The following is a 23,594-nucleotide window of genomic DNA, read 5'->3' as shown; positions in this document are numbered from 1 at the left end:
CATGCCAAGAAGTTTAGAAAGTATCTCAGATACTAAAAAAACAAACGTACGTGCTTCGTTTCAGGCGCTGCGTTTTATTCCTCGATTTTTTAAAGAAATATGGAGCGTTAGTCCGTTGTTGTTTACCATTAACCTGGTATGCAGGCTGGTCAATGCGTTTTCGCCGGTAGTTATTTTATGGGTAGGAAAACTCATTATTGATGAAATTGTAGCTCAAGTGGCAGCTCCTCAGGCAGACTATGGTCAATTATGGAATTACGTCTTGCTCGAGTTTGCTATTACCGTTTTTGCTGATATTATAAACCGAGTTATTGCAATCACAGACGGTCTTCTTGGTGATAAATACAACATTATTTCTTCAGAAACGATGATTCGTAAAACCAGCAAAATAGATATGAGTCAGCTGGAGGACTCCGAGTTTTACGATAAATTAGAGCGTGCGCGACAACAAACTCAGGGCCGTGTAGGTCTGATGAGTATGTCGCTGGCACAGGCGCAAAGTTTAATATCTATAAGTACCTTAATAGCGGGTCTCATTTACTTTCAGCCACTGCTCATCGTATTGTTAGCCTTGAGTATCATCCCGCTTTTTATCAATGAGATTCGGTTTAGCGGGCAACAATATTCCTTATCTCGCAGTTGGACTACAGAGCGTCGCGAACTGGATTACCTGAGATATATAGGTGCAAATGATAAGACTGCTAAAGAGATCAAACTCTTTGGTCTCACAGATTTTATTGCCAAGCGTTTTAAGACCTTAAGCGAGCGGTATTACCATATCAATAAAAAGTTAACCGTAAAACGCAGTATCTACAGTGCTATTTTTAACGTGCTGGGCGTGGTTTGTTATTATGCGGCTTATCTGGTAATAATTAAAAGTGTTTTAGATGGTGAGATTACTATAGGTGAATTGACGTTTCTTTCGGCTTCTTTTAACCGTCTAAGGAATAGTTTGCAAACCTTTTTTACAAACTTTACAAGAATTACACAAAGTGCTCTGTACCTTAAAGATTATTTTGACTTTATAGATCTTGAAATACCTGATGAAAACCGGGAATTTCTGCCACTTCCTGAAGTAATTCATACCGGTTTTGAGCTGAAAGATGTTCATTTTGCATATCCCGGAAGCGATCATGGAGTATTGAAAGGCGTGAGTTTTACTTTGAAAGCCGGAGAGAAAATGGCTTTTGTAGGTCAGAATGGTGCCGGTAAAACCACCCTGATCAAATTGATGCTTCGGTTTTATGAACCTACCCAAGGCGCTATTTTACTGGATGGTGTCAATATCAATCAGTATAATAAAGCTGATTTTCAAAAGATGTTTGGCGTTATTTTTCAGGATTTCTTCAGATACGAATTCACGCTACGCGAAAATATTGCGGTGGGTGACATCGCCGCTGTACAGGATGATAAGCGCATTACAAATGCAGCACAGTTGAGTCTGGCTAATGAAGTGATAGGTGATTTACAGGAAGGCTATGATACCCAATTGGGAAAACGCTTTAAAAACGGGCAGGAACTTTCTGGAGGACAGTGGCAAAAAGTGGCTTTAGCTCGGGCGTATATGAAAGATGCAAGGGTTATGGTTCTTGACGAACCTACATCTGCATTAGATGCAAAGGCAGAATATGAGGTTTTTGAACGCTTTATAGATCTTACCAAAGGTAAAACCAGCATCATTATTTCGCATCGCTTCAGTACGGTGCGTATGGCCGATCGTATTCTGGTTCTTAAAGCTGGTAAAATTTTAGAATTGGGAACCCATGAGGAATTGATGCAGAACTCTAAATTGTATGCAGAGCTTTTTGATTTGCAGGCACAGGGCTACAAATAATTCGGTATAAAATTTAATTCGGGCTAGAGAGCATTTGCACTTAAACCACCATCTACAATCAGGTTTTGACCGGTTATGTATGAAGCTTTATCCATTGCTAAAAATGCGATTGTGCTTGCTAATTCTTCCGGTTGTGCAAAGCGTTTAAGTGGCGTACGTTCTATAATTTTAGCATAACGCTCTTCCTGCTCCATAACTGGTTTTACAAGTGGCGTTTCGGTATACCAGGGGGAAACTGCATTCACTCGAATATTTTTTTCAGCCCACTCAGAAGCTAAACTTCGGGTTTGTTGTAAAAGTCCGGCTTTTGCCATCGCATAAGGCGCGCCGCTTTTTACATCCTGACTTGCAGCAACGGAAGCCACATTGATAACAGAAGCTTTACCAGATCTTTTAAGCAAAGCGAAAAATTTACGGGTCAATTCAAAAGGAGCAATAAGATTGGTGTCCAGAATTTTTTGATATTCTTCAGGTTCGTAGTGTGCCGCTTCTTTGCGAATATTTGTTCCGGCATTGTTGACGAGAATATCTAAAGAACCGGAGCGCTGAAAAACAAAATCGGTTAGGTTATCCTGATCATCTTCAGAAGTTACATCACCTGCCATCCCTGAAGCGATATACCCTGCTTCTCCTAATTCCTGCTGAAATGCTGTGACAGCATTACCGTCACGTGCGGTAAAGATTACTTTAGCACCCAGTTTTGCAAATTCTAAAACTGTTGCACGACCTATTCCTTTAGTCCCTCCTGTAATTAATGCTGTTTTACCTTCTAAATTCCACATAACTCTAAAATCAATTTGCCGGCAAAACTACAAAGACTCTTTAGGCTACGAGAAGAATTTAAGCTGAAATTATGCCGCAATGGTCATTTAAAGCTCTATTTTGTAAAATCAGAAATTTATATAAATCAATAAACCCGCTTTTAAGCGGGTTTATTAATAGATTATAATTCAGGCTCTTTTAAAAGTCAAAATTATCAGGGTCAGGACCTATACGCTCGTGTTTATCTAATGCGTTTATGGTTTGCATATCTTCTTCGCTCAATTCAAAATCAAATATTTCAGCATTGCTGATTATGTGATCTTTTGAAGTGGATTTTGGTATAGTCACAACGCCATTTTGTAAATCCCATCTCAAAACAATATGCGCTGGTGATTTGCCATACTTTTCACCCAATTGTTTTAAAGTTTCATTTTTGAAAGCTTTTCCTTGCATAAGCGGAGACCAGGCTTCGTATTGAATATTGTGAGTTGCACAGAAATCTTGCAGGTCTTTTTGTACTAACCACGGGTGAAATTCTAACTGATCTACCATGGGGTTAATCTCTGCATCTTGCATTAAATCTCTAAGCTGATGCTCTAAAAAATTACTTACTCCAATAGCTTTGATCTTTCCGTCTTTATAGAGTTTTTCCAGAGCTCTCCAAGTGTCTTTGTATTTACCTTCTACCGGCCAGTGAATGAGGTATAGGTCTAAGTAATCAGTATCCAGACGTTTTAGGGTTTTGTCAAAAGCTTCTAATGTACTTTCATAACCTTGATCGCTGTTCCATAATTTACTGGTTAAGAATAATTCCTCTCTGGGAATACCACTTTCTTTGATCCCTTTTCCTACGCCTTCCTCATTTTCATAAGCTTTTGCGGTATCTATATGTCTGTAACCGGCCTCAAGTGCCCATTTTACAGCATGTATCACTTCTTCACCGTCCTCTGCCTTCCAGACGCCTAGCCCCAGATAAGGCATTTTATGACCGTTAGAAAGTTCCCAAGTTCCTTGAAGGTTTGTAATTGGTTTATTTAAAGTTGTGGTGCTCATACTATTTGTTTTAGTTTAAAGTTAACCATCAATTAAGGATTAGAGAAAGGGTTTAACCCTTGTTAACGTTAACTTGTTAAACGATTAGCACTAAAAAAAGCCCTACTTAAAAAGTACGGCTTTCAGCTTGTCAATGCAGTAGTGATTAATCTACAGCATCTTCTGCAGCATCACCAATGTCATCTGCTGCGTCTTCAATTTTATCTCCGGTTGATTCCCGACAACTTTGTAAAGTTGTGCCCATAACTCCGGCTAGGAATAAGAATAAAAAAATGCGTTTCATAATTCAAGTTTTTAAAGGTTAGTAATTTTTGGTTGTTATAGTCGGCGACCTGTAGCTAATTTGTAGAGAATTGCAATCACAGCAAGTACAAGCAGGATGTGGATTAAACTTCCTACAGACTCAGCGAAGCCAAAATACCCCACGAGCCAACCGATTAATAGAATCACTACAATAAGCCAAATTATATCTTTCATAATAATAATGATATTGGTTAGTGATTTAAATGTAGTAAGATAGTAAGTAACTTGAATTTTGATTAACAGTGAATTAACGCGTCGGTTAGAAGTTTTGTGGATTCTTTATGATTTCCTGAGCGCGATTAACAAGTTTTTCTAAATCGTCAGGGTCTTTTTTATTTAAAAGACTCATCATCATATTCATGCGCTGGTTGTTTTTAAAATGTTCTCGCTTTTCAAACAAGAAATTCCAATATAAACTGTTGAAAGGGCACGCATTATCACCTGTTTTTTTAGAAACGCTATACTCACAAGATTTGCAATAATTACTCATTTTGTTGATGTAGCTTCCACTGGAAACATAGGGTTTTGTAGCTACGAGACCACCATCTGCAAATTGACTCATACCCCGGGTATTGGTTATTTCAACCCATTCTATTGCATCTATGTAAATGCCCAAATACCACTCATCAACTTCATCAGGGTTTGTTTGTGTAAGCAGTGCATAATTCCCGGCAACCATCAACCGCTGTATGTGATGTGCATATGCGTGATCTAAACTTTGTTTAATAGCGTGATGCAGACATTTCATTTTTGTCTCTCCTGTCCAATAAAAATCAGGTAGTTTATTGTGGTTTTCTAGCTTATTGGTAGTTCGGTATTCGGGCATTTTCATCCAATACAACCCGCGCATATATTCGCGCCAACCTAATATTTGACGCACAAAGCCTTCAACCTGACTGATGTCTATCTGATTTTTATTTTCACGCCAGTATTCAATTACTTTTTTAATGACTTCGAGGGGATGCAGCATTTTACTGTTCATTGCAAAACTCAATCTGCTGTGAAACAAATACACCTGATCAGGGTCCATCGCATCTTGATAGTCGCCAAAATGAACCAATAAATTTTCACAGAAATAGTTGAGCACGCTTAAAGAGTCTGTTCGCGAAGTAGGCCAGTTGAATGAAATTTCATCAACCGCTCCCATCGTTTTTATGCCTGCATCTTTTATGCGTTTTAGCGTATTTGAAACATCTTTTCTAAAACCGCGTTCGTGTGGAATCTCGGGTTTGCCGTTCCATTTTTTGCGATTACTCTGGTCAAAGTTCCATTTACCACCTTCAGGATCTTTTTCTGTTAACATCATGATGTCATATTTCTTACGCATATCGCGGTAGAAATATTCCATCGTATAGGTTTTCTTTCCTTTAAAAAAGCTCTCCAGATCAGAGCGACTGGTTAGAAAATGTTCTGTGTCGTGTGCTTCAGTTTTAATGTTTGACGTTTTGCAAAACTCTTTGAGTTGTTGATCTAACCGAAACTCATCAGGGAGCTGATATTCAAATTTATCTACTTGATGCGCTTTGATTAATTGATTCAGATTTTTAGATAACTCTTGTTTGTTATCGGGATGACTCAAGTCGTAATAAATCACAAAATGCCCCCGTTCTTCTAACCAATCTGCAAAATTTCGCATAGCTTCAAAAAAGGCGATCACTTTTTGAATATGGTGTACGACATAATCTGTTTCCTGACGCATTTCAGCCATAAAATAAATCACTTCATTGTCAGTCTCATCAAACCAAGAATGTTTGTGATTGAGCTGATCGCCAAGAATTAAACGGAGTTTTTTCACAGGTAATAGTTTAATCAAACACTGATTTTTGAAGCCAGACTCTGCGGTATTTCCCGTCGCCGTCATAGCGTTCCGCCTGACTTTTTATATTGAATTTACGATCTCCGGGATCATTACCTACACCGCTATTATACATCCAATTGCCGTAATTGCTGTGTACGTCATAATCTATGAGCATACTCTCAAAATAGGCTGCGCCTACGCGCCAATCTTGCTGTAATTCTTTAGACCAAAAACTCGCCACATTTTGTCTGCCGCGGTTGCTCATCCAACCTGTAGCTGCGATTTCTTGCATATTTGCATTTACAAAATCATATTTTGTAGTGCCGTTTATCCAAGCTTTACGCGATTCTTCATCTTGTTTCCAATCGTATTTTTTGTCTAGAATTCCTCCTAGATAAAAGATTTTAGCTCCGTGTTTTAGAGAAATGTATTTAAAATAATCACGCCAGAAAAGTTCAAAAATCAACCAATAGGTGCTTTCATTTTTCACCTGATTTTTCTCAAATTCTTTTACCAGCCAATAGACGGTTCGTGGGGATAAACTCCCATTTGCCAGCCAAGCCGAAAGCTTAGAGCTGTAATCGTTACCCAGAAGTCCGTTACGGGTTTTTTTATAAACCTGTAGTTTTTTAGAATCCCAGAAATACGATTTAATTCTTTGTAATGCCTGAGTTTCTCCACCTTTAAATGGAAAAGCAGAGCGGTCATCTTGTTTAAACTCTTCAAGCCCTAGGTCTGTAAGTGTTGGAATTGTAGTCTGTGTGTCGATTAGATTTTCTTCGGAAAGTTTTCTGGGTTTCACCAGACCTCTGATGCTTGCTTGTTTTTCACACTTTTTACGCCACTGCGTAAAAACCTGAGGAATAGCAGCAAAGCTATCATAAGGATGATCTTCCGGATGAATTAAAAACTGATCAAATGTTTCTGTGAATTCAATATCAGGATTGGAGAGCTTTTTAACCGAATCTGAAACTTTTTTTTCCTCAAATGTCCATTCTTTTTGAAGAAAGACTTTTTTTATGTTTTGATCGCTTATGAATTGCGGGAGTATTTTTTCAGGCTGATTACAAAATACAAAAAGCGGAATGTTTAATTCCGCCAGATTATCTTTTAATTCTTGAATGGTTTCGATTAAAAATCGCGCTCTAAATCGTTCTGTTTTTTTAAATCCAAAACGATCTTTTTTAAACTGTTTCGGGTCAAAACAATAAACCGCCAGAACATTTTTAGCATCTGCTAATGCCTGATTTAAACTATGATTGTCTTGGGTTCTTAAATCATTTCTAAACCAAACTAAATTCATTTATAAAGTCTTTTTATTACGTCTGCAGCGCTCGCTACAGTAGTTTACATCTTGCCATTTCTTTTCCCATTTCTTTCGCCAGGTAAAAGGTTTTTCACAGGTTAAGCATATTTTTTGAGGAAGATTTACTTTTTTATGAGCCAAGATCTCTAATTGAATGCACAGCCTCATTTGGCTTTGCATAGGTAAAACGATTCAATATTTGAGGGAGGGCATACCCATCAAGGCCATCTATACAAACCGTCTGAGCACGCTCAAGGTTAAGCCAACCATCATCTGCCTGTATGTGATCGTCTACATAAATATGCTTGATCTTGCCTATTATAAAATGACAATCATTTTCTTTGATAAAATATTCATTGACAAATTCACACCCCATTTTTATACGGCTTTGCTTTACATATGGAGCTTTAAAATCATCTAAAAATTCTTCAGTTAAAAGGGTCTTGTCAAATTCTGAAACATTCCCTTCGTATTTAGCTGAAGTTTTATGTGCTTCTTTTATGAAATTTTGATTCACATGATTTACTGTGAAAACGCCAGATTTTACTAAGTTGTCATAGGTATTGCGTTCAACAGAAGTAGGGCGTAGCACAAAACCCAAAAGTGGAGGGTTACTCCCTAAATGTGTTACCGAACTAAAAATTGCTACATTACTGATGCCGTCTTTAGAGACCGAACCAAGCAAGTTTGCAGATTTAAATCCCGTGCAGCTGTTTATAAAGTGTGCGCGATATCTGGATGGTAATTCTTTTATTTCCTTATCAGTATAATGTCTCATAAAAAAGGGTAAGTATAAGCTTACCCCTAAATTACAGTTTGTTTAACTCGACTATTGTTAAGATTAAACAAAATAACAAAATTTTAGCCTATTCAACTTCCTGTTTTTCTTGCTGATAGGTAGGGTAATTGGTGTATCCTTTTCTGCCTTGTGTATAAAACGTATCCTCGTCCCATTCTGCAGTAGGAGCATTTATAGCAAAGCGTTCGGCAAGATCGGGATTAGAGATATATAACTTCCCGAAAGCTACAAGGTCGGCGTTGCCGGCTTCAATAACTGCATTACCGGTTTCTTGAGTAAAGCCTGAATTGATCATCAAGTTGCCTTTATATCTAGGGCGATATCTTTTTGCGATTTCTGTTTCAAGAAAATCAATTTCGCTTACATCAGTAAACGGTTCTGAAAGGTGTAAGTATGCTAAATCATAATTATTAAGACGTTCAATAATGTGATCAAAGGTTGGGATGGTTTCTTCTGTTGCTTTAATCCCAAAAACGTCATTTAATGAAGGGTTCAGACGAACTCCAATTTTATGTTGAGGTATAACTTCTTTTACTTTATCTAAAGTTTCAAAGAAAAAGCGAACGCGGTTTTCAATAGTTCCTCCATACGCATCAGTACGGGTATTTGCATTTTTATTAAAAAACTGATGGAATAAATAGCCATTAGAACTGTGAATTTCTACTCCATCAAAGCCTGCTTCAACTGCATTTTTTGCTGCGTTCACAAACTCTTGTTGGGTTTCTTCAATCTCCTGCAGCGTCATCGCTTTAGGTTCTACCGTGTCTTTAAAACCTTCTGGGGTATAAGATTTTGCATTTGGGTTTACAGCACTTGGTGCCAATGGTTTTTCCCCATTATGGAAGTCAGGATGTGATATGCGTCCCACGTGCCAAAGCTGAATAAATATCTTTCCATCTTCTTTGTGAACAGCATCCACTACTTTTTTCCAGCCTTCAACTTGAGCTTTAGAGTGAATACCAGCTGTGTGAATATATCCTACTGCTCGTTTAGAAACCTGTGAGCCTTCAGTGATAATGAGTCCGGCTCCGGCGCGTTGTGTGTAGTATTCCACATGCATTTCAGTAGGAGCATTCTCAGAATTTTCTGCACGACTTCTGGTCATAGGAGCCATAACAAGACGATTTTTTAATGTGATATCTCCTAGTTTAAAGGATTGCAATAATGCTTGATTAGTTTTCATAGTAATTTTCTTTTTTATAAAAGTATACATCAAGATAGAGACTATGCTTGATGTAGGTTAATATTGCTTATTTTGTCCATTAAAATACTTTAGCCTGACGTGATTAGGTGTTAAACGTTTTGTAAAATGGAAGTGAACGATTATTTCGAGATCAATAAAGAGACTTGGAATCAAAAGGTTAAACCGCATCTTACAAGTGACTTCTACGCTGTTGAAGCTTTTAAAAACGGTAAAAGCAGCTTGAATTCTTATGAGTTAAATGCGTTGCCTGATGTTGAGGGGAAATCCTTATTGCATTTGCAGTGTCATTTTGGTCAGGATACTTTGAGTTGGAGCAGAAGAGGAGCTATTTGTACCGGTATAGATATTTCTGACGTGGCTATTGAAACTGCAAAGAAATTAAATGCTGAATTGAATTTTGACGCTCAGTTTATCTGCGGAAATGTTTTAGACACTGCAGAATTAGTCACTCAAACTTATGATATTGTATTTACAAGTTATGGCGTGCTAGGTTGGTTGCCAGATCTAAAACCTTGGGCGAAAATGATTACAAATTGTTTAGAGCCGGGAGGCGTATTTTATATCGTAGAATTTCATCCAATCGTTTGGATGTGGGATTATCGAGAAAATCCACCTGAAATGAGATACGGTTATATGCAAGACGAACTCATATACGAAGAAAATACTGGGACCTATGCCGAAAAAGATGTAGCTATAACAACAAAAGAATATACATGGAATCACGGCTTGGGAGCTGTAGTATCTGCGTTAGCCGAAGCAGGCTTAAGAATTGAATATCTAAAGGAGCATGATGCTTCTCCTTATAATATCTTACCAGATCTGCAAGAGACTCAAGCGGGTTATGAGTTGCAGAATAAGTTGTATCCTTTATTATTTGAATTGAAAGCGACAAAGCCCTAATCGTCAAGATTTTCACGCATTTCACGCTGTCTCATCGGCATCTGATCTATAGTTTCAAAAATAAGCTGAGGCTCTATTGCAAACTGTTTTTGAAGTTTAACCAGACCATCCTTTCCTATTAGGGTTATTCCATTAAAAGTCTGTGGGATTTGATATTTCTTTCGCAGTGGAGCGATATGATAGTGATGAATCACCTTTAATTCTTTGTCATAAATACGCCCTTTTGCTAAAACAAAAAGCAGCATGTTACGATCTTCTAGCTTTTTCTGAGAACTTTTAAACTTTTCCCACTGTGCAATAAAAGTTTCGTTATCTAAGCTGGCAGTAGAAAAGACCAAGATGCGATTACGCCACTTATACTTTAAAAAATCTTCTTGGGCGTTAGAGGATAGGGCAAATAAAAACAGAGCTAAATTGGTGATAGTTCTCATTAGTGCGCGTTGTCTTTTAAAAGTTCTGGAAATTGTTTTTAAAACGATTGAGTCTGGGTAGTGATACACCCTGAATATAAGGATCGTTGGGATGATTTTTCTCGTAATTCTGATGATAGCCTTCCGCCTCCCAGAATTTCTGAAAGGGTAAAACCTGAGTGACAATAGCACCGTCATAAACCGTGTCGTTAAGTTCGGTGATACTATCTTCTATGATTTTTTTCTGATCGTCATTCTGATAAAAAGCAATCGAACGGTATTGGCGCCCGCGGTCAGGGCCCTGGCGGTTTAGGGTCGTTGGATCTTGTGAGCCAAAAAATACCAGAACCAAATTTCTAAAGCTAACGACTTTAGGGTCGTAAAAAACTTCTACAGCTTCGGCGTGATTGGTCTGGCCATAACTCACTTGTTTGTAAGTTGGGTTGCTTTGAGTTCCTCCAGAATATCCGCTTACAGCTTCTTTAACCCCTTTTACGCTTTCAAATACAGCTTCTACGCACCAGAAGCAGCCGCTTGCAAAATAAGCTCTCTCGTAGCCATCTACGGCTTCGGTTTGTACGGGTTCTAATTGAGCCATTCTCTGGTCTTCGGCAGAAGGGCCGGGGTTTTTACAACTTGTAGCTATAAATAAAGTAAGCATAAGAAGGGAGCAAAGTCTCATAGGTTTGAGTTTGATACTAATATAGGAGAATCACCAGTACAGCTCTGCTAATACCCTGTTAAACTCTAAAAATAGGGTATAAAAAAAGCTCCGTGATACGGAGCTTTTGTATATCGAAAAACGGCTTTCTTAGATTTTAGAGAAAATCGATTCCATTTTTTGTTGTTCTTCTTTAGCCAACTCTTCGTCAACTAAAATACGGCCACTATGCTCATCTGTGATGATCTTTTTACGACCGGCAATCTCAACTTGAACCTGTGGTGGGATTGTGAAGAAAGAACCTCCTGAAGCTCCACGCTCTATTGCAACAACAGCAAGACCGTTACGCACGTTAGAACGAATACGCTTGTAGGCTTTAACAAGGCGCTCATCGATTTGATCTTCGTAGCTTTCTCCTTTTGCAAGAAGCGCTTGCTCTTCTTTTTCGGTTTCTGCTAAGATCTCATCAAGTTCTTCTTTCTTATGTTTCAAGTGCTTTTTGCGCTCTTCTACACGTTCTTTAGTAGTATTGATAACTTCGTTTTTCTGCTCTATTTGAGCACGAAATTCTCTGATGTTCTTTTCAGCAAGTTGAATTTCTAATTCCTGAAATTCGATTTCTTTACTTAGTGAGTTGTATTCTCTGTTGTTACGCACATTTTTTTGCTGCTCGGTATATTTCTTGATTGCAGCTTTTGCGTCTTCAATAAGAATTTTCTTAGCTTTTATCTGATCGTCGATCAAGCTAAGCTCACCTCCTAATTTTTCAAGTCGGGTATTTAATCCTGCAACTTCATCTTCAAGATCTTCTACTTCTAAAGGAAGCTCACCACGCACGTTGCGTATGGTATCAACACGAGAGTGTATCAGCTGCAAATCATATAATGCTCTGAGTTTCTCTTCTACAGTTGCTTCGGTCTTTTTTGCCATATTATAAATACTTAATAGGATTGGTGTTTTCGTCTGATAAAACGACTGCAAAATTAGTAAATTTTTTCGTAAGAAAGTCGGTCAAAATATTTTTTGTGAATTGCTCACTCTCATAGTGGCCAATATCTGCAAGAATCAATTGATCTTCAGCTTGATAAAACTGATGGTATTTAAGGTCTGCGGTAATAAATGCATCGGCACCGGCTCTACGTGCAGCATTAATTGCAAAACTCCCGCTTCCGCCTAAAACAGCAACTTTTTTTACAGACTTGTTGCATAAAGCAGAATGTCTAATCCCTTTTGCATTAAAAGCTTTTTTAACCACATTCAGGAAATCTAATTCTTCTAGAGGAGTGGTTAATTCGCCTATCATGCCCATCCCAATATTTTGATTTTGATTATCTAAGGTTGTGATTTCATAAGCGACTTCCTCATAAGAATGTGCGTTGAAAAGTGCTTTTAGAACAGCTGATTCTAAACGCGCTTCAAACGTAATATGAAGCTGAACTTCTTTTTCTGTATGTAATTCCAGGCGATTACCAATTGTGGGGTTGCTTTCTTCGTTACCCCTAAATGTGCCTTTGCCTTTAGTGCTAAAACTGCATTGCTCATAGTTTCCTATGTTACCTGCGCCGGCTTTAAACAAAGCTTCTCGTACGGAGATGACTTCATTTTTAGGTACATAAGTAATTAGTTTTTTTATTGCGTTTGGTCTAGGGGTTAAAATTTTTCTGTTTTTCAGATTCAAAGCATCACACATCCCTTTGCTTACACCGTGCGGCATATTATCTAAAGCGGTATGAATCGCATAGATCGCGATATCATTTTTAATGGCTTTAAGTATTACGCGCTCCACATAATTTTTACCCGTAATTTTTTTGAGTCCGCTAAAAATGATAGGGTGAAAACTCACGATCAGATTGCAGTTTTTGGCAATAGCTTCATCAATTGTGTTTTCGAGCGTGTCGAGTGTCACTAAGACACCGCTAACTTCAGTGCTTTTGCTTCCTACAAGTAAACCTACGTTGTCAAAATCTTCTGCATAAGCGAGTGGGGCAAACTCTTCGAGAGCTGAAATGATATCTTTAACGATCATAAACAAATTAATTTTAAGGCAGTAAAGTTAACTAAAGCCTCGTGTCTTACCACCCCTTTTTATAAGTTCCCGTATTTTTGATCAGGCAAAGCCAAAATAAATCAGGAGCTATTATTAAGTCATTAGGCTGAAACTCTGCGTGTGGGTCTTTAGTCTAAAAATTATACCTTCGGTGCTGTGAAAAAATTGCGTAAAATACTCTGGCCTTTTTCGGTGCCCTATGACGGTGTCACACGTCTGCGTAATTATTTTTTTGATACGAAGATTTTTGATTCTCAGGAATATGACTTCCCGGTTATAGGAATAGGAAATCTTTCTGTAGGAGGAACCGGGAAATCGCCTATGACCGAGTATGTTCTGAATTTACTTAAGGATACGCATAAGCTCGCAACCTTAAGTAGAGGCTACGGAAGAATAACAAAAGGATATTATGATGTAACACCAGATTCTTTAGCTTCTGAAGTGGGTGATGAACCTTTGCAATTTGCCCGAAAGTTTAAAGCTGTTCAAGTCGCAGTTTGTGAAAGCAGGGTAGAAGGAGTGTTGAATTTACGAAGTAAAAGTATTAAACCAGAAGTCATTGTTTTAGACGATGTTTTTCAGCATAGAAAGGTGAAACCCGGATTGTTGATTATGCTTACTGCTTATAATGATCTTTTTTATGAAGACTTGATTTTACCTGCCGGAAACTTACGCGAATCAAGAGTTGGTGCAGATCGGGCAGATATTATTGTGGTGACTAAATGTCCTGAGGAATTAAGCCTTGATCAGCAACAACAGATTAAACATAGAATTAAAGCATATTCTGAAGCTTCGGTGTTTTTTGCAGCAATAGCATACGATTCTTTGCGAGGAGAATCAGGAGTAGTATCTTTTAATACATTGCTTGAGAAAGAAGTGGCCGTAGTTACCGGGATTGCAAAACCCAAACCATTTTTAGATTATCTCAATCAGAAAGAGGTCAAGTATACCCCTATTGAATTCGGTGATCATCATAATTTTACAGATGCTGAATTGGCGGATTTAGATCAGCAAAAGATAATAATTACTACAGAGAAAGATTACGTGCGTCTTCGTGGGAAGTTGAAAAAAGCAGCATTGTATTATATTCCAATTTCTTTTAAGTTACTCTATGAGCAAGCTGATTTTGATGAGAAAATCAAAGATTTTGTGAAGTCTAAAGAATTACGTTTTTACGTTTAAGAGCGTTGTGTATCTTAAAGAAGAATTCTTCAACCTTATATGGTTTTGGGATAATATCGTTAAAGCCTGCCAGATAAAAATCATCTATATTTTCATCGATTGTTACCGCTGTTAGTGCGAGAATAGGCACATCTTTATTGAATTCTCTAATCTTTTGAGTTGCTTCAATACCGCTTATTCCCGGCATGTGAATATCCATTAGTACCAGATCAAAATTCTCAAAACGAACTTTTTCTATCGCGATCTCACCGTTGTCTGCTACTTCGCATTCCATCTCGTTTTTCTCAAGAATTTTACGTGTAATCATCTGGTTGATCTTATTGTCTTCAACAACCAGGAGTTTTCTGCCTTTTAGGGCTTCATAATCAATTTCGTACACGCGTTCTTCGGGTTCGTTATTTTTAGATTTTGCCAATCCGTATTTAATGTCAAAAAAGAATTTAGATCCTTTTCCCAGGGTGCTTTCCAGTTCAATATTACTTTTCTGCAATGTAAGAAGACGCTTAACAATAGATAGTCCCAGACCGGTACCGCCAAACTTTCTATTGATCTGTACAGAGCCTTGTGTGAAATTCTGAAAGATATCTTTTTGCTTCTTCTTGCTGATTCCCTCGCCGGTATCTTCTACTTCAAAATGCAAGTAGGTTTGAGTTTCGTTGCGGCTTAATTGTTTGATTCTTATAAATATATTGCCATCACGGGTGAATTTGTTTCCGTTTCCGATTAGGTTTATAAGAATTTGAGAAATCATAAGAGGATCTCCAATGATCTGCTCAGGAATTTCATTATCGTATTCTAGATTCAGTTTGTTGCCTTTTTCTTGAGCAGAACGTTCTAAAGCAAATAGCACATCATCTACACGTTTACGAAGGTTGAAAGTTGCCTGTTCTACTTCAACTTTATCTGCTTCCAGCTTGTTAAGGTCGAGTATATTATTGATGAGTGAGAGTAAATATTCTCCAGAAAACTTGAGAGAGTCTAGGTGTTTCTTTTGTTCTTCAGTAGGGTTTTCACTCAATAATAAATGGGTAAGTCCGGTAACGGCGTACATAGGAGTACGCAACTCGTGCGTGATGGTAGACAAGAATTGAGCTTTTACAACAGAAGCTTTTTCAGCATTTTCTTTAGCAATAACTAATTCGGCATTTTTAGCTTGAAGTAACTCGTTTGCTTTTGCTCTCAGGTTGTTGTTTTTGTAAAGGGAAAGTGCTAATAAACAAAGGATTGTAAAGAGCGCAATTATAAGAACCGTTGTTATTTTATTAGCCTGTACACGTTTGCCCGGGTCAAAATCCTTAGGGTTAATACTTGACAGTAACGCGTTTCTAATGGTGGCATTTTTAGTTTCAGAATTGGGCTCACCAAAGTAGATTTGTTTTTTCTGATTGTAAAGAGCTAAATTGTTATATGCCTTCTTGTAATCTTGGATTTTATTATAGATCTTGCTCAGGAGAGCCAAGGCATCAACTTCAAGTTGTGGGAGGTTATTGTTAAGGCTTATATCATATGCATAGTTTGCAAATTCTAAACTTTTTGTAAACTGATTTAGATTATAATTAACCCGACCTTCTTGCAGATTTACCCGTCCTAGTAAATAGTAGTTTTTAGTTTTGACTTTTTGAAGAATAGAAAGTGCTTCTTGATACTTGAGCAATGCTTCCTGATCGTTTCTAAGCTCTTGTAATATGTTCCCTTCGTATAGGTATGTCGTTGCAAGTAAGGTTCTGGAATCGTCATCCCTTGTATTGGAAAATATGAGTTCTGCGTTTTCCAGAAAGGGCAGTGCATTTTCGCTATTCCCTGTTTTTATGAGAATCTGACTATAGATTAAATAGTCTTGACCAAGATTATTGAGTTCTTGAAGTTGTTGGTGAATCTTTATTGCATTTAAAATGTAGTTTCCTGCAAATTCAATTTCACCGCGTTCAAAATAAATTTTACCCAACAGCTGATTACTGATGGCTAAGCTGCTGCTATTTTGTGATTTTTGAGATAAGGATTCTGCTTCTTTAAATTTATTAACCGCCTCATCAAAGTTTGCTTGATCCATTGCCATAGCTCCCTTTAATAGCAATGAATCAATTTTCATATTTTGTGCATTTTCAGTTCTTCTTGATTTCTGACTGAAACCAAGGACTGAAAAAAAAAGCAAAAAGGCGACAAGTAGTTTTCTGTCGAGCGGCATTATTGTTTTCATTGAATTACTAATATAGCCACTTTGCTGAAATAACGATAAAAAACTATTGAAATATTTAAGATATTTTTAGAATAAGATCAATAAGTCTTGACGAGTAACCGGTCTCATTATCATACCATCCTATGAGTTTCACCAAGTTACCTATCACTGAAGTCATTTGACCGTCAACGATACACGAATGTTCATTTCCTACAATATCTATAGAAACTAAAGGAACGGTAGTATATTGAAGAATTCCTTTTAAAGATCCCTCTGAAGCTTTTTGAAAAGCATTGTTGATTTCTTCAATTGTAGTTTCACGTTCTACATTTAGTGTAACATCAGTAAGAGATCCATTAGGTACTGGTACACGTATGCCACAACCTCCTATGACATCACCAAGATCTGGGAATATTTTAGTTAAGGCTTTTGCAGCACCCGTTGTAGTGGGTACGATAGATTGACCGGCAGCACGAGCTCTTCTGAGGTCAGGATGTGGTTGATCGTGCAAGCTTTGGTCTGTAGTATAGGAGTGCACGGTAGTAATATAGGCTTGTTTAATTCCGCAGAGATCTTTAACCACTTTTATCATTGGAGCTGCATTATTAGTGGTGCAACTCGCGTTAGAAATGATTTGCTCATCACCCGTTATCAAATCTTCATTAACACCCATAACAATGGTTTTAATGCGATCATCTGCAGGAGGAACACTCAAAATAACTTTTGAAGCTCCTGCGGCTAAATGCCCTTTTAAAGAATCAAAAGTCTTGAATTTACCTGTCGCTTCAACTACAAGATCTAATTTGTGATCACTCCATGGGATGTTTTGGGGCTCACTTTCCTGATACAATTTAATGCGGGAATTATTTAGGATTAAGAAACCTTCTGCAAAATTTACTTCGGCATTAAAAATACCATGTATACTATCGTATTTAAGAAGGTGTGCGAGAGTTGCACCGTCTGCTTTGTCATTAACAGCTACAACTTCAATAGAAGGATGCTCAGCTAAAAGACGAAAAAGTCTTCTGCCTATACGTCCAAAACCGTTTATGCCGATTTTGATTTTAGCCATTTTATTAAGTGCTAGTTGATGTGTTTCTGAGCCTTGTATGATGAGCGTACCAATGCGCTGCTTTCAACGTGACGGAAGCCCATTTCTAAGCCTAAAACCTCATATTTTTTAAACTGATCTGGCGTGATAAACTGCTTAACTTCCAAATGCTTTTTAGAAGGTTGTAGATATTGACCTATGGTTACCACATCTACATCAGCATCTCTCAAGTCACGCATGGTTTGAAGAACTTCTTCTTCTGTTTCGCCAAGACCCAGCATAATTCCAGATTTTGTTCTTCTGATGCCTTGCTGTTTCAGATATTTTAAAACACTTAAACTGCGCTCGTATTGCGCTTGAATACGCACTTCGCGGGTAAGACGCTTAACTGTTTCCATATTGTGAGAAACCACTTCTGGAGAAACCTCAACGATGCGATCTATATTGCGCTCATTTCCCTGAAAATCTGGAATAAGCGTTTCAAGTGTAGTTTCAGGATTCATACGTCTGATAGCTTTTACCGTTTCAGCCCACATAATTGAACCCATATCTTTAAGATCATCACGATCTACAGATGTAACTACTGCATGTTTAATCCCCATTAATTTAATAGACCGCGCCACTTTTTCAGGTTCTTCCCAGTCTAAAGTGTCGGGCCTTCCCGTCTTTACACCACAAAATCCACAAGAACGGGTGCAAACATTTCCTAAGATCATAAATGTAGCCGTACCCTCGCTCCAGCATTCTCCCATATTGGGGCAGCTTCCTGAAGTACAAATAGTATGTAAATCATACTTATCTACAAGACTTCTTAATTCGGTATATTTTTTTCCTGTTGGTAATTTAACCCGTAGCCATTTTGGTTTTGGGGTGCGAACAGGAGCTATAGTGGTTTCGGTATTCATTCCAATTTTTTTGCGATGTAAAGATACAAACTGTATGGCAAATAGCGGCTGTAATCTAATCGACTACGCATGTGCTTTAGTTGAGTCGTAAAAGCTTTAAGATCTTACTCGATAATCGAGATTTAAATGCTCCTAGACTTGCCTTGAAGTCCAAAGCTGTTTCCTTTTAATTCCTTACTGGTTTGCTTTAAAGCTGCTTACTTTCTGAACTCGTTAACATATTTAGACTGTTATCGTTAAAAATATAGTAATTAGGATTTTGTTGGGATAAGAGCCCTGATTATCAGACTACTTTTACACCAGTTAATAATTTAAAAAATACTATGATGAAACGATTTACTCTTCCTTTTTTGATAATAGCAGTTGTAGCAGGAATATATGGTTTTGGAGGTTTTGATCTTTGGGCGACAGAAGCAGCACGTATTATATTTCTAATAGCTGCGGACCTTTTTGTAGTTTCATTGTTTGCTAAATTCTTATTCAAGAAAAATCCTAAACAAATCGCACAACGTGTAGAATCATAAAAATTACACTCTTTCGCCCTTATATTTAAAACTGCTTTAATACAAAGCAGTTTTTTTATTGCCTAAATTGTAGCACAATTATTGTAGTATTTTTTATAAAAACCTATGCAAAAAGTTATATTGTTCGTTTTGTTGCTTACTTCTTCACTGGTATTTTGTCAAGAAACTTTATTAAGAGGTCTTGTTTCAGAGACAAGAGTTACAAGCGATACACTCGATGTTCCTTATTCAATTTTTTTACCGAGAAATTATTCAACAGATAGACCTGAAAAAGTTTTGTTTGTCTTTGATCCGAGTGGTGAAGGTACTCGTGCGGCACGTCTTTTCGTTTCAAGTATAGATGGTCAGGATTTTGTAGTTGTGGCGAACAATAAGCCGTTGTATAATGATTTAGACAGTCTTGATGTAAATGCAACTATTGCTGTGCAGATTATGAGGGATGTTTTTTTAAAAGTCGCCATCAATAAAAATGAGGTCTTTATGGCTGGACTAAAAAGTGGGGCTCAGGTCGCCAGCGCTGTTTCTTATATAATAACCGGCTCTAAAAATTTGCTTCTTGTAGATGATGTGTTTTATGCCAATCAATACTTGCAACGATCTAAAAGAAATACGGTGATGGGTGTAGTAGGTGAAGCTTCTGCAAATTACTATCAGATGGAAGATTATTTTGATATGATGCGCACTTTTGATAGTGATAATGCTTTATATGAATATAGTGATACGAATACTTGGCCTAGCGCAGCATTTTTAGGAACATTAATCAACAGGCTTTCGCATCTCAACGCTGAGCGTCTTGATTTAGAGGTGCCCGACACTATCTGGCAAAAACATGCTAAGTTTGATTTAAACACCATGAGAAATCTAATCGAACAAGAAGAGTATCTCACTGCTTATGATTTGGTTGCCGATATAAAAAGTGATTACAGGGGGAGTGTAGATCTGGGCCCTATAAGAGATTTGCAACGTTCGCTAAGACGTTCAGATGCTTATAAATCTGCAAAGCGGAAACATAAAGCAGGTAATCTTGAAGAGGTCTTGCTTCTGGATGATGTCTCATACTTTTTAGAAGAAGACATCGCATTAGCTAACTTTGAGAATTTAGGATATTGGGATAGTAGAATCAATGACTTTAAACTAGCAGCTAAAGATTCCCTGAAACCTAAAGAACAGAAAGTCGCAAAACGTATGCTGGGTTATTTAGATTATACGGTAAACGACTTTCTTACTTTAAATAGAGTAGGTCTTATCGATCAGCGTATTTTTTCTAATGTGCTAATGACTATGTTACATCCTGATGATTATCAGTCGTATTTAGACATTATCAATCTTTCTGCTCAAGATGAAGATTATAATACTGCATATTTCTACTTAGAAGAATTGCTGAAACAAGGCTACACTTCTTACGATGTACTCTATGAAATTCCCAATACCGAGTTGCTAAAAATAAAGCCTATTTACAACGAGCTTATAAGTACCTATTTGGGTAAATCTAAATTTTAATCTTTAGACTTTTCTTTTTTACATAGAGCAACAAGAGAATACCTGCTAAGCTGATTGCGACCATTGCGAGCCAGGTTTTGTTATAACCGAAAGCGTTAACGAGTTGCATCCCGCTGTTGTGGCCAAAAATATGAGCCAAAGAAAAGGACATGCTGTATAACCCCATATAAGCTCCTTGTCTTCCTAGCTTAGCACGACGTAAGGCAAAAGCATTGCCAAAGGGAAAAGCAATCATCTCACCCAATGTGACAACAATCATTCCGATGACCAAAAAGCCATTCCACCCCATTAAATAGAAAAAGCCGAAACTCAATGCGGTGAAGATAAAGCCACTAATAACATTTGCTATTTGATTCCATCCTTTACGCTCCATAAATGCAATTAATGGCATTTCAAATACAAAAATCAGTAAGCCGTTGAGTCCTAGTAAAAGTCCTATTTGAGATTCGTTTAAAAAACGAACTTCTTTATAGAAAACTGGAACAGTCGAAAAATACTGTACAAATACAACTCCAAACAAAGCCAGAGCAATAAGGAAAAGTATATAAAGACGGTCTTTATAAGGCGATAACGGATTTTTGATACGTTCTTCCTGATCGGTTTCTTTCGCTTTCTTTGGATTTAATGTTTGTATTAAAAGAATTCCCGCTAACATACACGTAATCCCATCTGCCCAAAAAAGGCCATAATAGCCGATGCTGGCGATGATAATTCCACCTAATGCAGGACCTGCAGAAAATCCCAAGTTTATTGCTAAACGAATTAACGTTAAAGAGCGGGTTTTATTCTCAGGCTTGCTGTAAGCGCTCAAGGCAACGAAAAAGGCAGGTCTAGACATATCGGCAACAGCGATTAAGGCGAAAAAGCCTAAGCATACCGCCCAGAAACTGCTTATAAACTGAAGACCTAAAAAACCAATTCCGGTTGCAAGCAAACTTATTAAAATGGTTTTGTAGTAACCTAGTTTATCTGAAAGTATCCCACCTAGCCAGGAACCGAATAAAGATCCAAAACCAAAGCTTGTCATTACCCAGCCCACATTACTTAAACTAAAGCCCAGGTCATCTCTTAGATAAAGCGACAGGAATGGGATTACCATAGCGCCGGCTCTGTTGACCAGAGTAATTAAAGCAAGCCACCAGACTTCCCTGGATAAGCCTTTAAAAGTATTAAGATAAGTTTGTAGTAGTTTTTTCATTGATGTATAGGCATAAAAAAAGTCTGGTGATTTACCAGACTTGTGTTTTTATAAAATATATCTACTCTTACGAGTTATAACACAACAAGTCGGGTGGGGTCTTAAAGACCTTTAGCGAGCGATATGATGTGTAAATGGTTTTCATTGTATTTTTCTTAGCATAAAACTACTACAAAACTTTTGAAGCGAGCTTTTACATTTTTAAAAATTTCAAAATAATTTAAAGGCTTTCGAGCGTCATTTGTTCTACCTGTACGGGTAAATATAGTTCGGTAACCCATTCTGCCGGATTAGGATTGTCTTCAGCTCCTATGACATAAATCTCAAAAGGATTGCTGTTTTCTGCTGGTTGGTACTTGTTTGAAGTACTAAATGCTTCAGCTTTTTTCCAAGCAGCATTTAGGTTTTTCAAGTCTCCGGTTAGTGTGGTTTTTATTACAGTATAAGAAGGCATAAAGCCGCATAAAATAGAACTGTCTTCTGGTACAACAATACGAGAGGTTGTAGGTATTCCGCTAGAAATAATCGCACTATTATTGGTTTGATCTTTAGCATTGTAAATGCTTAAAGGTTTGCCTGAAATGGTAATGCTATTACCTTCCATAAAGCGTTTTACCTGCGGGATCAATTCTTTTACTTTATTTTCTGCAGTTTCAAGAGACGTTGAGGTCGTGGTGTACATATAGAATCCACCGCTATATTGGGTGATTTTAGCGTCGCTTATCGAGAAAATTTCCATATCCTCTATAATATTTGCAGACAAGTTGCTCAACCCTTTTTCATACATGGTTTTCATTTCGGCATCAAAGTCAAAGCCGCTAAGTGTAAAATAGGCCTTATCCATTAATGGATGTTCTCCGCGCATTCCCCAGGTAACTTTTGTTCCTTCTTCAACTTCTTCAAACTGCCAGTATACGTTTGCGGTGCGTTCGCCACCAGGTGTTATAAAGGTAATATCCTGCTCAATGCGCTGATTAGGTATGACAGATGTGGTCCTCATAGAGCCGTCAGTTTCTTTTCCATCCCAGGAATAACCTGCGCCTTCACCCCTTGTGTTTTCAGGATAATTGAAAACCATTGTAGGATCTTCTTCCTTCCAAGGGCCCCATTGTTCCCAAGTTTTGTATTCATTGACCTTATCAAAAACTAAGCTCACAGGAGCTTTAATAATTTTTGATTCTTCAATTTCATAACTACCGTCTTTTGTGGCAAAATAGATAGCGCCTGCTATAAAAACGATTAGCAAAAGGAAGAATAGGTATTTTAATATTTTCATTTAGCAACAGGTTTAAGAGCTAATTTAACAATTTAATGCATACCGTAAGAAATTCTTATAAAGAAGCTGGCGCGAATTCAATTATTTATTGAGAGTGATTTTTATTAAAAATAAAAGCCCTACAAAAACGAGAAAGCCTATCAAAATCCAGAAAGATCCTTTATATTCTTTTTTGTGAAGTTTACGGTCTTTGCGGTAACTTCTTGAGATAAAGATCACAAAAGCTATAAAGAAAACTGCTGCAAAAACCCACTGACCCGTAGTAAACATTTTAATGTATTTTTATTCAAAATTAAGTCTTTAATACAGAAAAATACGATGAAAAAACGATTAGCTGCAGTAACCGAATTCCATAACGCATTTGGCCTTGGGATAAATGAAGCTCCCAAAGCAGATTTAGGTGAGCAAAAGAATTTGTTGCGCTTCAATCTGATGAAAGAAGAAAATGAAGAGTATCTTGAAGCTGCCACTAACAATGATCTTACCGAAGTTGCAGATGCCCTGGGTGACATGTTATACATTTTATGCGGTACGATTTTAGAACATGGGATGCAATATAAAATAGAAGAGGTTTTTGACGAGATTCAACGTAGTAATATGAGTAAGCTAGGGGCAGACGGTAAACCCATTTATCGCGAAGACGGTAAAGTGCTTAAAGGCCCTTCATATTTTAAACCCAATATCAAAGAAATTCTTGATAAGTAA

Annotated in this window: 25 protein-coding genes; 6 read left to right on the top strand and 19 right to left on the bottom strand. The window is 37.5% G+C overall.

What is annotated here, in order from left to right:
• Position 1 precedes the first annotated feature (1 nt).
• Positions 2-1,834 (top strand): ABC transporter ATP-binding protein, encoded by a 1,833-nt coding sequence (locus tag DSM03_RS14840; protein WP_128762532.1) that lies wholly within the window; start codon positions 2-4, stop codon positions 1,832-1,834.
• Between the two features lie 23 nt (positions 1,835-1,857).
• Here the strand turns inward: DSM03_RS14840 and DSM03_RS14835 are convergent, their stop codons facing one another.
• The 9 genes from DSM03_RS14835 to DSM03_RS14800 all read right to left on the bottom strand — a co-directional run bounded on the left by DSM03_RS14835 (position 1,858) and on the right by DSM03_RS14800 (position 9,038).
• Complete coding sequence (locus DSM03_RS14835) at positions 1,858-2,616, bottom strand: SDR family oxidoreductase (RefSeq protein ID WP_128762531.1); 759 nt, start codon at positions 2,614-2,616, stop codon at positions 1,858-1,860.
• Positions 2,617-2,794: 178 nt separating this feature from the next.
• The gene (locus DSM03_RS14830; RefSeq protein WP_128762530.1) at positions 2,795-3,649 is read right to left on the bottom strand and encodes an aldo/keto reductase; all 855 of its coding nucleotides are present in this window, start codon (positions 3,647-3,649) and stop codon (positions 2,795-2,797) included.
• A 145-nt stretch (positions 3,650-3,794) separates the two neighbouring features.
• On the bottom strand, positions 3,795-3,932 hold the full coding sequence (locus DSM03_RS19060) for a hypothetical protein (protein WP_164916932.1): 138 nt from the start codon (positions 3,930-3,932) through the stop codon (positions 3,795-3,797).
• A gap of 35 nt (positions 3,933-3,967) precedes the next feature.
• Positions 3,968-4,126: a lmo0937 family membrane protein gene (locus tag DSM03_RS14825; protein WP_128762529.1), complete on the bottom strand. Its 159-nt coding sequence runs from the start codon at positions 4,124-4,126 to the stop codon at positions 3,968-3,970.
• Positions 4,127-4,211: 85 nt separating this feature from the next.
• On the bottom strand, positions 4,212-5,747 hold the full coding sequence (locus tag DSM03_RS14820; RefSeq protein WP_236638922.1) for a cryptochrome/photolyase family protein: 1,536 nt from the start codon (positions 5,745-5,747) through the stop codon (positions 4,212-4,214).
• A 10-nt stretch (positions 5,748-5,757) separates the two neighbouring features.
• On the bottom strand, positions 5,758-7,053 hold the full coding sequence (locus DSM03_RS14815) for a DASH family cryptochrome (RefSeq protein ID WP_128763299.1): 1,296 nt from the start codon (positions 7,051-7,053) through the stop codon (positions 5,758-5,760).
• The gene (locus DSM03_RS14810; protein ID WP_201740448.1) at positions 7,054-7,224 is read right to left on the bottom strand and encodes a DUF2256 domain-containing protein; all 171 of its coding nucleotides are present in this window, start codon (positions 7,222-7,224) and stop codon (positions 7,054-7,056) included. It lies immediately after the preceding gene.
• Positions 7,187-7,834 carry a flavin reductase family protein gene (locus DSM03_RS14805; protein WP_128762525.1) on the bottom strand — a complete coding sequence of 216 codons (648 nt, stop codon included), beginning with the start codon at positions 7,832-7,834 and terminating at the stop codon, positions 7,187-7,189. The genes DSM03_RS14810 and DSM03_RS14805 overlap by 38 nt, the downstream gene beginning before the upstream one ends.
• Before the next feature lie 88 nt (positions 7,835-7,922).
• The gene (locus DSM03_RS14800; RefSeq protein WP_128762524.1) at positions 7,923-9,038 is read right to left on the bottom strand and encodes an alkene reductase; all 1,116 of its coding nucleotides are present in this window, start codon (positions 9,036-9,038) and stop codon (positions 7,923-7,925) included.
• A 126-nt stretch (positions 9,039-9,164) separates the two neighbouring features.
• On the opposite strand from DSM03_RS14800, the gene DSM03_RS14795 reads away from it, so the two are divergent.
• Positions 9,165-9,959: a class I SAM-dependent methyltransferase gene (locus DSM03_RS14795; RefSeq protein ID WP_128762523.1), complete on the top strand. Its 795-nt coding sequence runs from the start codon at positions 9,165-9,167 to the stop codon at positions 9,957-9,959.
• On the opposite strand, the gene DSM03_RS14790 is transcribed toward DSM03_RS14795, so the two are convergent.
• The 4 genes from DSM03_RS14790 to DSM03_RS14775 all read right to left on the bottom strand — a co-directional run bounded on the left by DSM03_RS14790 (position 9,956) and on the right by DSM03_RS14775 (position 13,056).
• Positions 9,956-10,390 carry a DUF4174 domain-containing protein gene (locus DSM03_RS14790; protein ID WP_128762522.1) on the bottom strand — a complete coding sequence of 145 codons (435 nt, stop codon included), beginning with the start codon at positions 10,388-10,390 and terminating at the stop codon, positions 9,956-9,958. The two genes, DSM03_RS14795 and DSM03_RS14790, sit on opposite strands and share 4 nt — an antisense overlap.
• Positions 10,391-10,406: 16 nt before the next feature.
• Positions 10,407-11,051 (bottom strand): peptide-methionine (S)-S-oxide reductase MsrA, encoded by a 645-nt coding sequence (msrA, locus tag DSM03_RS14785; RefSeq protein WP_128762521.1) that lies wholly within the window; start codon positions 11,049-11,051, stop codon positions 10,407-10,409.
• Positions 11,052-11,180: 129 nt separating this feature from the next.
• The gene (locus DSM03_RS14780) at positions 11,181-11,960 is read right to left on the bottom strand and encodes a zinc ribbon domain-containing protein (protein WP_128762520.1); all 780 of its coding nucleotides are present in this window, start codon (positions 11,958-11,960) and stop codon (positions 11,181-11,183) included.
• 1 nt (position 11,961) lies between these two features.
• Positions 11,962-13,056 (bottom strand): Nif3-like dinuclear metal center hexameric protein, encoded by a 1,095-nt coding sequence (locus DSM03_RS14775; protein WP_128762519.1) that lies wholly within the window; start codon positions 13,054-13,056, stop codon positions 11,962-11,964.
• A gap of 177 nt (positions 13,057-13,233) precedes the next feature.
• On the opposite strand from DSM03_RS14775, the gene lpxK reads away from it, so the two are divergent.
• Positions 13,234-14,259 (top strand): tetraacyldisaccharide 4'-kinase, encoded by a 1,026-nt coding sequence (gene lpxK, locus DSM03_RS14770; RefSeq protein WP_236638921.1) that lies wholly within the window; start codon positions 13,234-13,236, stop codon positions 14,257-14,259.
• Here the strand turns inward: lpxK and DSM03_RS14765 are convergent.
• The 3 genes from DSM03_RS14765 to lipA all read right to left on the bottom strand — a co-directional run bounded on the left by DSM03_RS14765 (position 14,234) and on the right by lipA (position 18,391).
• A complete protein-coding gene (locus DSM03_RS14765) occupies positions 14,234-16,348 on the bottom strand; it encodes a tetratricopeptide repeat-containing hybrid sensor histidine kinase/response regulator (protein ID WP_236638918.1) in 2,115 nt (704 codons plus the stop codon). The genes lpxK and DSM03_RS14765 overlap by 26 nt on opposite strands.
• A gap of 163 nt (positions 16,349-16,511) precedes the next feature.
• Positions 16,512-17,507: a type I glyceraldehyde-3-phosphate dehydrogenase gene (gene gap / locus DSM03_RS14760; protein ID WP_128762518.1), complete on the bottom strand. Its 996-nt coding sequence runs from the start codon at positions 17,505-17,507 to the stop codon at positions 16,512-16,514.
• A gap of 11 nt (positions 17,508-17,518) precedes the next feature.
• Complete coding sequence (lipA, locus tag DSM03_RS14755; protein ID WP_128762517.1) at positions 17,519-18,391, bottom strand: lipoyl synthase; 873 nt, start codon at positions 18,389-18,391, stop codon at positions 17,519-17,521.
• 326 nt (positions 18,392-18,717) lie between these two features.
• On the opposite strand from lipA, the gene DSM03_RS14750 reads away from it, so the two are divergent.
• Positions 18,718-18,915 (top strand): DUF1328 domain-containing protein, encoded by a 198-nt coding sequence (locus DSM03_RS14750; protein ID WP_128762516.1) that lies wholly within the window; start codon positions 18,718-18,720, stop codon positions 18,913-18,915.
• Positions 18,916-19,020: 105 nt separating this feature from the next.
• Positions 19,021-20,415 carry a hypothetical protein gene (locus DSM03_RS14745; RefSeq protein ID WP_128762515.1) on the top strand — a complete coding sequence of 465 codons (1,395 nt, stop codon included), beginning with the start codon at positions 19,021-19,023 and terminating at the stop codon, positions 20,413-20,415.
• On the opposite strand, the gene DSM03_RS14740 is transcribed toward DSM03_RS14745, so the two are convergent.
• From DSM03_RS14740 to DSM03_RS14730, 3 genes are all read right to left on the bottom strand, one after another.
• Positions 20,405-21,613, bottom strand: a complete 1,209-nt coding sequence (locus DSM03_RS14740) for an MFS transporter (protein ID WP_128762514.1) — start codon at positions 21,611-21,613, stop codon at positions 20,405-20,407. The genes DSM03_RS14745 and DSM03_RS14740 overlap by 11 nt on opposite strands.
• A 220-nt stretch (positions 21,614-21,833) precedes the next feature.
• Positions 21,834-22,889 carry an SRPBCC family protein gene (locus DSM03_RS14735; protein ID WP_128762513.1) on the bottom strand — a complete coding sequence of 352 codons (1,056 nt, stop codon included), beginning with the start codon at positions 22,887-22,889 and terminating at the stop codon, positions 21,834-21,836.
• A gap of 81 nt (positions 22,890-22,970) precedes the next feature.
• A complete protein-coding gene (locus DSM03_RS14730; RefSeq protein ID WP_128762512.1) occupies positions 22,971-23,159 on the bottom strand; it encodes a hypothetical protein in 189 nt (62 codons plus the stop codon).
• A gap of 48 nt (positions 23,160-23,207) precedes the next feature.
• Here DSM03_RS14730 and DSM03_RS14725 point away from each other — a divergent pair, with 48 nt between their 5' ends.
• Positions 23,208-23,594, top strand: a complete 387-nt coding sequence (locus DSM03_RS14725; protein ID WP_128762511.1) for a pyrophosphohydrolase domain-containing protein — start codon at positions 23,208-23,210, stop codon at positions 23,592-23,594.

Origin of the sequence: Leeuwenhoekiella aestuarii (assembly GCF_004104055.1) — a bacterium.
In the GTDB taxonomy this organism is placed as follows: Bacteria; Bacteroidota; Bacteroidia; order Flavobacteriales; family Flavobacteriaceae; genus Leeuwenhoekiella; species Leeuwenhoekiella aestuarii.
Note: the sequence above shows the minus strand (reverse complement) of the source record. Positions and strands in the feature narration are given on the sequence as shown.

What these genes read in the sequence shown, in the direction of transcription:
- DSM03_RS14840 (WP_128762532.1), top strand. Translation starts at nt 2, where the DNA reads ATGCCAAGAAGTTTAGAAAGTATCTCAGATACTAAAAAAACAAACGTA.
- DSM03_RS14835 (WP_128762531.1), bottom strand. Translation starts at nt 2,616, where the DNA reads ATGTGGAATTTAGAAGGTAAAACAGCATTAATTACAGGAGGGACTAAA.
- DSM03_RS14830 (WP_128762530.1), bottom strand. Translation starts at nt 3,649, where the DNA reads ATGAGCACCACAACTTTAAATAAACCAATTACAAACCTTCAAGGAACT.
- DSM03_RS19060 (WP_164916932.1), bottom strand. Translation starts at nt 3,932, where the DNA reads ATGAAACGCATTTTTTTATTCTTATTCCTAGCCGGAGTTATGGGCACA.
- DSM03_RS14825 (WP_128762529.1), bottom strand. Translation starts at nt 4,126, where the DNA reads ATGAAAGATATAATTTGGCTTATTGTAGTGATTCTATTAATCGGTTGG.
- DSM03_RS14815 (WP_128763299.1), bottom strand. Translation starts at nt 7,053, where the DNA reads ATGAATTTAGTTTGGTTTAGAAATGATTTAAGAACCCAAGACAATCAT.
- DSM03_RS14810 (WP_201740448.1), bottom strand. Translation starts at nt 7,224, where the DNA reads ATGAGGCTGTGCATTCAATTAGAGATCTTGGCTCATAAAAAAGTAAAT.
- DSM03_RS14805 (WP_128762525.1), bottom strand. Translation starts at nt 7,834, where the DNA reads ATGAGACATTATACTGATAAGGAAATAAAAGAATTACCATCCAGATAT.
- DSM03_RS14800 (WP_128762524.1), bottom strand. Translation starts at nt 9,038, where the DNA reads ATGAAAACTAATCAAGCATTATTGCAATCCTTTAAACTAGGAGATATC.
- DSM03_RS14795 (WP_128762523.1), top strand. Translation starts at nt 9,165, where the DNA reads ATGGAAGTGAACGATTATTTCGAGATCAATAAAGAGACTTGGAATCAA.
- DSM03_RS14790 (WP_128762522.1), bottom strand. Translation starts at nt 10,390, where the DNA reads ATGAGAACTATCACCAATTTAGCTCTGTTTTTATTTGCCCTATCCTCT.
- msrA (WP_128762521.1), bottom strand. Translation starts at nt 11,051, where the DNA reads ATGAGACTTTGCTCCCTTCTTATGCTTACTTTATTTATAGCTACAAGT.
- DSM03_RS14780 (WP_128762520.1), bottom strand. Translation starts at nt 11,960, where the DNA reads ATGGCAAAAAAGACCGAAGCAACTGTAGAAGAGAAACTCAGAGCATTA.
- DSM03_RS14775 (WP_128762519.1), bottom strand. Translation starts at nt 13,056, where the DNA reads ATGATCGTTAAAGATATCATTTCAGCTCTCGAAGAGTTTGCCCCACTC.
- DSM03_RS14765 (WP_236638918.1), bottom strand. Translation starts at nt 16,348, where the DNA reads ATGAAAATTGATTCATTGCTATTAAAGGGAGCTATGGCAATGGATCAA.
- gap (WP_128762518.1), bottom strand. Translation starts at nt 17,507, where the DNA reads ATGGCTAAAATCAAAATCGGCATAAACGGTTTTGGACGTATAGGCAGA.
- lipA (WP_128762517.1), bottom strand. Translation starts at nt 18,391, where the DNA reads ATGAATACCGAAACCACTATAGCTCCTGTTCGCACCCCAAAACCAAAA.
- DSM03_RS14750 (WP_128762516.1), top strand. Translation starts at nt 18,718, where the DNA reads ATGAAACGATTTACTCTTCCTTTTTTGATAATAGCAGTTGTAGCAGGA.
- DSM03_RS14745 (WP_128762515.1), top strand. Translation starts at nt 19,021, where the DNA reads ATGCAAAAAGTTATATTGTTCGTTTTGTTGCTTACTTCTTCACTGGTA.
- DSM03_RS14740 (WP_128762514.1), bottom strand. Translation starts at nt 21,613, where the DNA reads ATGAAAAAACTACTACAAACTTATCTTAATACTTTTAAAGGCTTATCC.
- DSM03_RS14735 (WP_128762513.1), bottom strand. Translation starts at nt 22,889, where the DNA reads ATGAAAATATTAAAATACCTATTCTTCCTTTTGCTAATCGTTTTTATA.
- DSM03_RS14730 (WP_128762512.1), bottom strand. Translation starts at nt 23,159, where the DNA reads ATGTTTACTACGGGTCAGTGGGTTTTTGCAGCAGTTTTCTTTATAGCT.
- DSM03_RS14725 (WP_128762511.1), top strand. Translation starts at nt 23,208, where the DNA reads ATGAAAAAACGATTAGCTGCAGTAACCGAATTCCATAACGCATTTGGC.